Source organism: Spirulina sp. CS-785/01 (genome assembly GCF_028330525.1).
In the GTDB taxonomy this organism is placed as follows: Bacteria; Cyanobacteriota; Cyanobacteriia; order Cyanobacteriales; family Spirulinaceae; genus JAQMSD01.
On record NZ_JAQMSD010000156.1, the window covers coordinates 1 to 6,403 of the forward strand.

Genomic DNA, 6,403 nt, shown 5'->3' on the forward strand with positions numbered 1-6,403 from the left:
CCGCCCCCTTACAGCTAATCCGGTCTAGAGAAACGACCAGTAGTGTTAATCCGCAATACCCCTGGAGAGCTATTCGCAGCTACGGGAAGGTTATCTCTCCCCACTCCCCCACCTCACGAAGTAGGTGGGGGTCATTGAAAGGCGGCTTCAATGACGCGATCAGGGGAGGTGTTTCCGGATGTCCATTGTTGATAGTCCGATTGACTGAGGGTAACGTTGTAGTTATGTTGGCCGTTGACGGTGACTTGATAGGCCCAGTTGTCGTCGTTGGCGGATTGTTGGGTCAGTTGAATATCAGCCATAAAATTTATTTCTCTTGTTCAGCGTATCTATTGTTCAGCGTAAAAATTTTTTGGGGATTTGCAAAATTAAAACAGTAAAACAGTAGTGTCTCCTGATGATGAATCTATGATTTCTTTTCCTAAAATTCTACCTCTAGAGAATGGCGATTGTTTATCTCGTCCAGAGTTTGAACGGCGTTACGCGGCCATGCCGCAAGTCAAAAAAGCAGAATTAATTGAAGGGGTAGTGTATATGGGGTCTCCGGTTCGTGTGACGCATGGTATGCCTCATGGGTTGTTGATGGGGTGGTTGTTTAATTATCGGGTGGCGACTCCTAATGTAATGCTGGCGGATAATACTACAGTTCGCCTTGATGGGGATAATGAACCCCAACCGGATGCGCTTCTACGTTTGGAGAGGGGAGGACAGTCCAGTATTAGTGAAGATGGTTATATTGAGGGTGCGCCAGAGTTTATTGCGGAAGTGGTTTCTAGTAGTGCATCTTATGATTTAGGGGATAAGTTGCGGGTTTATCGACGGACTCAGGTGCAAGAATACTTGATTTGGCAGGTATATGAGCAAGAAATCCTTTGGTTAAGGTTACGAGAGGGGGAGTATGTGGCTTTATCTCCTGATGAACAAGGTATTCTTAAAAGTGAGGTGTTTCCGGGGTTATGGTTAGCGGTGAATGGGTTAATCGCTGGACGGTTGGCGGAGATGCAAGCGGTGTTACAACGGGGATTATGTTCACCGGAGTTTCAAGTGTTTAGGGATACGGAGTCAAGGGGTTAACTGATACTATTTCGCTTTTCTGACTTGTTGATTTATTACAAATCATTTATTTTTGCTAGATATACAACCAAGAACTAAGAACTCAAAACCAAGAACCCACAAAAAATTATTGATTCTGTACTTCTAATTTTGTTAGACGGGATTTTAAGTCTTGATTTTCCTGTTTTAACTTATCTAATTCCTCTCGAATTTGTTTGACGGCTTGATCTGAGCCTAGGGTTTTCTGGACTTTTTGAATGGCTTCTTCGGCTTTACGACGGACGCGGCCATCGGGGGTTTGTTCGGCTAGACTGGAGAGGATTGCGATCGCGCCCTGATCTTTCATCTGACCTAAGGCCGTCGTCACCGCCACCTGAGTTAAGAAGAAACTCTCCCCTGCTAGGGCTTCTAGCTGTTCTAAGATGATTTCCACCTGATCCGGTGTTTGCCCCGTCGAAACCGCCCCTAATGCGCGTATAGCGGCTAATCGTAACGCTTGCGGAGTCCCCAGGGTAGTATAGCGAGAAATAATATTCACCGCCTCTGGAGAAGTTTTTAAGCGACTTAATGCCCCAATTGCCCCAGCCCGGACGACTTCATTCCAACCCGCCCGTTGTTGTAAAATCTGTTCCAGGAGTTGGATCACTTCCCCTTGTTTCTCCTGAAGTTGCCCCGTTACCATTCCCCCTAATGTCCGAATAGCGGTGGCCTCAGTCCCATAACTCTCATCCCCCTTCTCGGCCACTTGTTTCACAGTGGCATAACTTTGGGGGGTTTTAAACTTGCCCAAACTATCTAAGACCGCCTTACGCACTTTTGGGTTATCATCTTCTAAGCCCGGAATCAGCGCGTCTATCGCTTGATTGAGTTTCAGTTTACCCAATTGTTTCGCCACCTCAACCCGGACTCCCCAAATGGGATCAGTTTTTAAGGCTTCTCCTAAACATTTAATTGCATCCATCCCCCCTTTTTTCGTTAAAGCAACGGCTGCATAGATGCGAGACACCGGATCAGGATCAAATTTCAGTTGGGCTTTTAATTCCGGCGTGGGATAATCTAAACGAAGGGTTTTTAAGAAATAATTCCCTACATCAAAAGTAAAAAACTTCGGCTTTTGTTGCAAAGGGAAATAAAACGTTTGTTCAGGCTGATTTAACCGAACCGTGTGGGTTTGCACTTTCACATCCTGCCCTTTCACATAGCCAAACCCCAACGGAATTTTTAAATCAAATAACTGGTTTTCACTACTTGGCGCATCTGTTTTGGCTTGGGTTTGTTTAACCGTAATTTTCGCTAATTTACTGTCATTATCCCAATTATATTTTACCTTAAAATCCGGATGACCGCCCCGGAATACATATTGATCAAACAAGAACTCCAAATTACGTCCCGTCGCTTGATCAATTGCCCGTAATAAATCAACCGTTTCCACCGTCTGATGGGCATTATCTTCAATAAAGGTTTTAATGGCCCGATGAAACAATTTATCCCCTAAAATACCCCGAATCATGTGATAAATACAAGCCCCTTTCTCGTAGAGGTGACGGTCATACAGTTCAATAGGTTCTCGGTAAATATTCGTCACAATGGGGCGACGATAACGGGATTTATCTTCACTCAAATAGCTCCGAGCTTCATTTAACAAATAATAAGCCCCATCCGCCTTGCCATACTCCTGTTCCGTCCATTGTACCTCAGAATAAGAGGCCGCCCCTTCTTTAATCCAAGCGTGAGACCAATGCTTAATCACAATTAAATCTCCGAACCATTGGTGGGCTAGTTCATGAACCACTAAACTCTCAGAACGGTCTGCGTCTAGTTCGGCCCGTTCATCGAGTAAGCAACGGTCCGTTAAAAGGGTTGTATTGGTGTTTTCCATCCCCCCAAAAATAAAGTCAGCCACACAAACTTGGGCATATTTCGGATAAGCATAGTCATACCCATAGGTTTGGCTGAGGAATTCCATCATACGGGGGGTTTTCCCCATAGTCCGTTTGGCATTGTCTTCCTGGCCTTTTTCAACATAGTAATAAACCGGGATTTCTTGCCATTTATCCTGTAAAATCGCAAAATCCCCCACTGCTAAGGCCATTAAGTAGGTGGGGTGGACTTGTTTCTGTAACCAGTGGTAAACAGTCTTGTCTCCCTCGTCTTGGGTTTCAATTAATTCCCCATTGGCCACCGCAAAGTACGGTTTGGGGACATGGAGACGCATTTCTGAGGTGGCCAGTTGGCCGGGGTAGTCGAAGCAGGGAAACCAAAACCGGGAGTCTTCGTCTTCTCCCTGGGTCCAGACTTGGGTGGGTTTGTCGGGATAATGTTCGTCTGGGGAGATGAAGTAAATTCCCCGTTGGGGTTGATTCACCTGATACGCTATCTCTAGGATGATTATTCCCTCTCCTGTAGGTTCAAGTAACTCAATTTCCAATTGTTCCCCATCATAGTCGAAGGGTTGGGCAATTTCGCCGATTTTAACCGATTCTATAGTTAAATCAACGGCATTGAGGGTGAGGTGTTGAATTCCGTCATGGATGGGTTGCAGGGTGATATAGCAGGTCCCCTGTAGGGACTGTTGGGCCAGATCAAGGGTAATATCTAAACAGATATGCTGGACGTTTCCAGGTCTATCGGGGTTGTAATGGGGTTTTGCACCTGGAAGTTCAAAGGAGTTGGGTTGCTGTTCGTCGTCAAAGTAAAAATACTGCATTCGTTTCGCTATTTTTTGAGGAGTTCCAATAGTTACAGGGTAACGGGTTAGGGGGTTTTGTGGCTAGTCTCAGTGGATGGAGGAGTGGATAGTTGATAGTTGATAGTTGACGGTTGATAGTTGACGGTTGAACCACAAAGACACAAAGGACACAAAGGGGAGATAGAGGAGATAGGGGAGATAGAGGAGATGGGGGAGAACAAATAACCAACAACAAATAACAAATAATAAACCTTATTTTATTCTACAGCCTTCTTGATCTACCCACCCTAAATGTTTGGCGGGGACTCCCCCAACTAATTCAAAGGGACGTACCTCTTTTGTGACTACTGCTCCTGCGGCAATCATAGCATATTCGCCGATGGTTACTCCGCAAATAATGGTGGAGTTTGCCCCTAGGGATGCTCCTTCACCAATGTAGGTTTTTTGCCTAAACCAGTCGGTTTCTGGGGAGAAGAAGGGTTTATTTTTAATCACTTCGGGGGTGGGTTCGGTTGTGCCAAAATATCGTTTTTTTAAGGCCGGGTTACGGTGAGAACGAGGGTATAAGTCGTTGGTAAAGGCAACATTGGGGCCAATAAAACAATAGTCTCCAATATGGACTCCATTCCACAAGGAGACGTGAGTTTTTATGGTGACTCCATTTCCTATTATAACTCCGTTTTCTATGAAAACATGGTCACAAATGTTACAGTTTTCACCAATTTTTACATTATCTAAAATATGCACAAATGCCCAAATTGTGGTATCTTTCCCAATGTCTTGGGTTTCTACTATCGCGTGGGAGTGAATGAAGTAGTTCATTTATTGAGTAATGGATAATGGGTGATGAATAATAAATATAATTTTTATACTATAATTGCTTTAATTTAAGGTGTTTTTTTCTTCAAAGACGATGATTATTAATCACTTTTACTCTGAGTTAATTGTAAAAATACATCATAATCTCTAATATAGTCTTTGGCACTATAAATATCAGATGCAAGGACTAATAAAACGGCATTATTTCTATATATTAAATCTCCCCAAACTAGCGGTTTTTGTAATAGTCCTACTGTGGGCTGATTTAATACAAATTTCTCTTTTTCTTTCCCATCGTATAGCGTTACTTCTACTTCTCCCGCTACACAAATTAACAGTTGTTGTACGCTATAATGGGCATGGCCTCCCCGTTTCATGTTATCCGGACACCCATAAACCCAGTACGTCCTCGCAATGGCAAAGGGACAGGTTTTATCTTCTTCGGTCACAGCAAGATAACCTTCTTCGGGTGAACCAATTTGAGGAAAGTTAAATAGTAATTCGTCTCTATTCATAGAAGGTTTGAATGGTTTGAATAATATAGTCTTGCTGCTGGTCGGTTAAGTTAGGATATAGGGGTAAACTTAACTCTTGTTGGGCGATTTTTTCGGTAATGGGGAGGGAAACTTGCGCCCAAGGTTCGTTTTTATGGCAGTCTTGTTGGTGGGGAGGAATGGGATAATGGATTATTGTACCAATTCCGGCGTTTTTGAGGTGGGTTTGTAAGGCTTCACGGTCTGGGGTGAGAATGGGATAAATGTGGTACACTGCTTCTGGATTGTAGGGGAGTAGGGTTAAGGGGGAGTCTTGCAGTTTCTCAGTATAACGCTTCGCTAGTCGCCGACGATCGGCATTATTTTGCTCTAAGGAGGGTAAACGGTGTCTCAAGACTGCGGCCTGTATCTCGTCTAGGCGACTATTCCACCCCGCAAGCTGATTATAATATTTTTGCCCTGACCCATAATTTCTTAGTAATTTGACTTTTTCGGCAAGCCACGGATGAGGGGTGGTGACTCCTCCTCCGTCTCCAACGCATCCGAGGTTTTTGGTGGGAAAGAAACTAAACCCACTTGCATCTCCCCAACTTCCCACGGGTTTTCCGTTGATGGTGGCCCCGTGGCCTTGTGCGCAGTCTTCAAAGAGGTATAAGTTATGATCTTGGGCAATTTTGGCTAATTCGGCCATGGGGGCGGTTTCTCCGTAGAGATGAACGGCTAAAATGGCTTTAGTGTGGGGGGTGATTGCGGAAAGGACGGCTTGGGGGTCAAGATTGTAGTGAGTGAGACTGGGTTCAACTAATATGGGGGTGGCTTGGACTTGGGTAATGGCCAGAATGGTGGCAATATAAGTGTTACCGGGGACGATGACTTCATCTCCTGCCCCAATTCCCGCAGCGAGTAGAATGAGACGCAGGGAGTCAAAGCCGCATCCTACCCCTATACAGTAGTGGGTTTGGCAAAATTGGGCAAATTCTTTCTCGAAGGCCGCAACTTGGGGGCCGAGGATATATTGTCCTGACTGGATGACTTGTGCGATGATTTGTTCGATCGCTTGACTATCTTGGTGGGCTTGTAGCAGATTAAGATAGGGGATTTGCATTTATTGTCACTTGGGGTTAAGTTGTTAGCTTGGCAATGGGTGTCACTGCATCATAAGTCTTCATCATAGTTCAGTATCTATGCAAATCAAATGTCAACCCCGTGACCAAAAATACTGGGTTTCAAGCCCCGTCATGCCAACGAAGTGGAGGACGGCTTTTTATTGCCATATTGAATTTAATCTGCTATAGTTTTGATACCAGCATACTTAGTGTTAAATGTTTGTCTTAGAGTACAAGGTTAA

At 44.5% G+C, this 6,403-nt stretch carries 6 protein-coding genes; 1 reads left to right on the forward strand and 5 read right to left on the reverse strand.

The annotated features are described in order from the left end of the window. Positions 1 to 131: 131 nt before the first annotated feature. Entirely contained in the window at positions 132 to 302 is a 171-nt protein-coding gene (locus tag PN462_RS10570) for a hypothetical protein (RefSeq protein ID WP_272128151.1), read from the reverse strand. A gap of 106 nt (positions 303 to 408) precedes the next feature. On the opposite strand from PN462_RS10570, the gene PN462_RS10575 reads away from it, so the two are divergent. Beyond that, on the forward strand, positions 409 to 1,074 hold the full coding sequence (locus PN462_RS10575; RefSeq protein WP_272128152.1) for a Uma2 family endonuclease: 666 nt from the start codon (positions 409 to 411) through the stop codon (positions 1,072 to 1,074). 106 nt (positions 1,075 to 1,180) lie between these two features. On the opposite strand, the gene PN462_RS10580 is transcribed toward PN462_RS10575, so the two are convergent. The 4 genes from PN462_RS10580 to PN462_RS10595 form a co-directional block, all read right to left on the reverse strand. Beyond that, complete coding sequence (locus tag PN462_RS10580) at positions 1,181 to 3,760, reverse strand: M1 family metallopeptidase (RefSeq protein WP_272128153.1); 2,580 nt, start codon at positions 3,758 to 3,760, stop codon at positions 1,181 to 1,183. 234 nt (positions 3,761 to 3,994) lie between these two features. Then, positions 3,995 to 4,564, reverse strand: coding sequence for an acyltransferase (locus PN462_RS10585; protein WP_272128154.1), 570 nt, complete (start codon positions 4,562 to 4,564; stop codon positions 3,995 to 3,997). Positions 4,565 to 4,662: 98 nt separating this feature from the next. Next, the gene (locus tag PN462_RS10590) at positions 4,663 to 5,076 is read right to left on the reverse strand and encodes a sugar 3,4-ketoisomerase (protein ID WP_272128155.1); all 414 of its coding nucleotides are present in this window, start codon (positions 5,074 to 5,076) and stop codon (positions 4,663 to 4,665) included. Further along, entirely contained in the window at positions 5,069 to 6,160 is a 1,092-nt protein-coding gene (locus tag PN462_RS10595; RefSeq protein WP_272128157.1) for a DegT/DnrJ/EryC1/StrS family aminotransferase, read from the reverse strand. Before PN462_RS10595 ends, PN462_RS10590 begins: the two co-directional genes overlap by 8 nt. Between the last annotated feature and the right edge of the window lie 243 nt (positions 6,161 to 6,403).

Excerpts from the sequence above, each read along its gene's own strand:
- PN462_RS10570 (WP_272128151.1), bottom strand. The coding sequence starts at position 302 with ATGGCTGATATTCAACTGACCCAACAATCCGCCAACGACGACAACTGG.
- PN462_RS10585 (WP_272128154.1), bottom strand. The coding sequence starts at position 4,564 with ATGAACTACTTCATTCACTCCCACGCGATAGTAGAAACCCAAGACATT.
- PN462_RS10590 (WP_272128155.1), bottom strand. The coding sequence starts at position 5,076 with ATGAATAGAGACGAATTACTATTTAACTTTCCTCAAATTGGTTCACCC.
- PN462_RS10580 (WP_272128153.1), bottom strand. The coding sequence starts at position 3,760 with ATGCAGTATTTTTACTTTGACGACGAACAGCAACCCAACTCCTTTGAA.
- PN462_RS10595 (WP_272128157.1), bottom strand. The coding sequence starts at position 6,160 with ATGCAAATCCCCTATCTTAATCTGCTACAAGCCCACCAAGATAGTCAA.
- PN462_RS10575 (WP_272128152.1), top strand. The coding sequence starts at position 409 with ATGATTTCTTTTCCTAAAATTCTACCTCTAGAGAATGGCGATTGTTTA.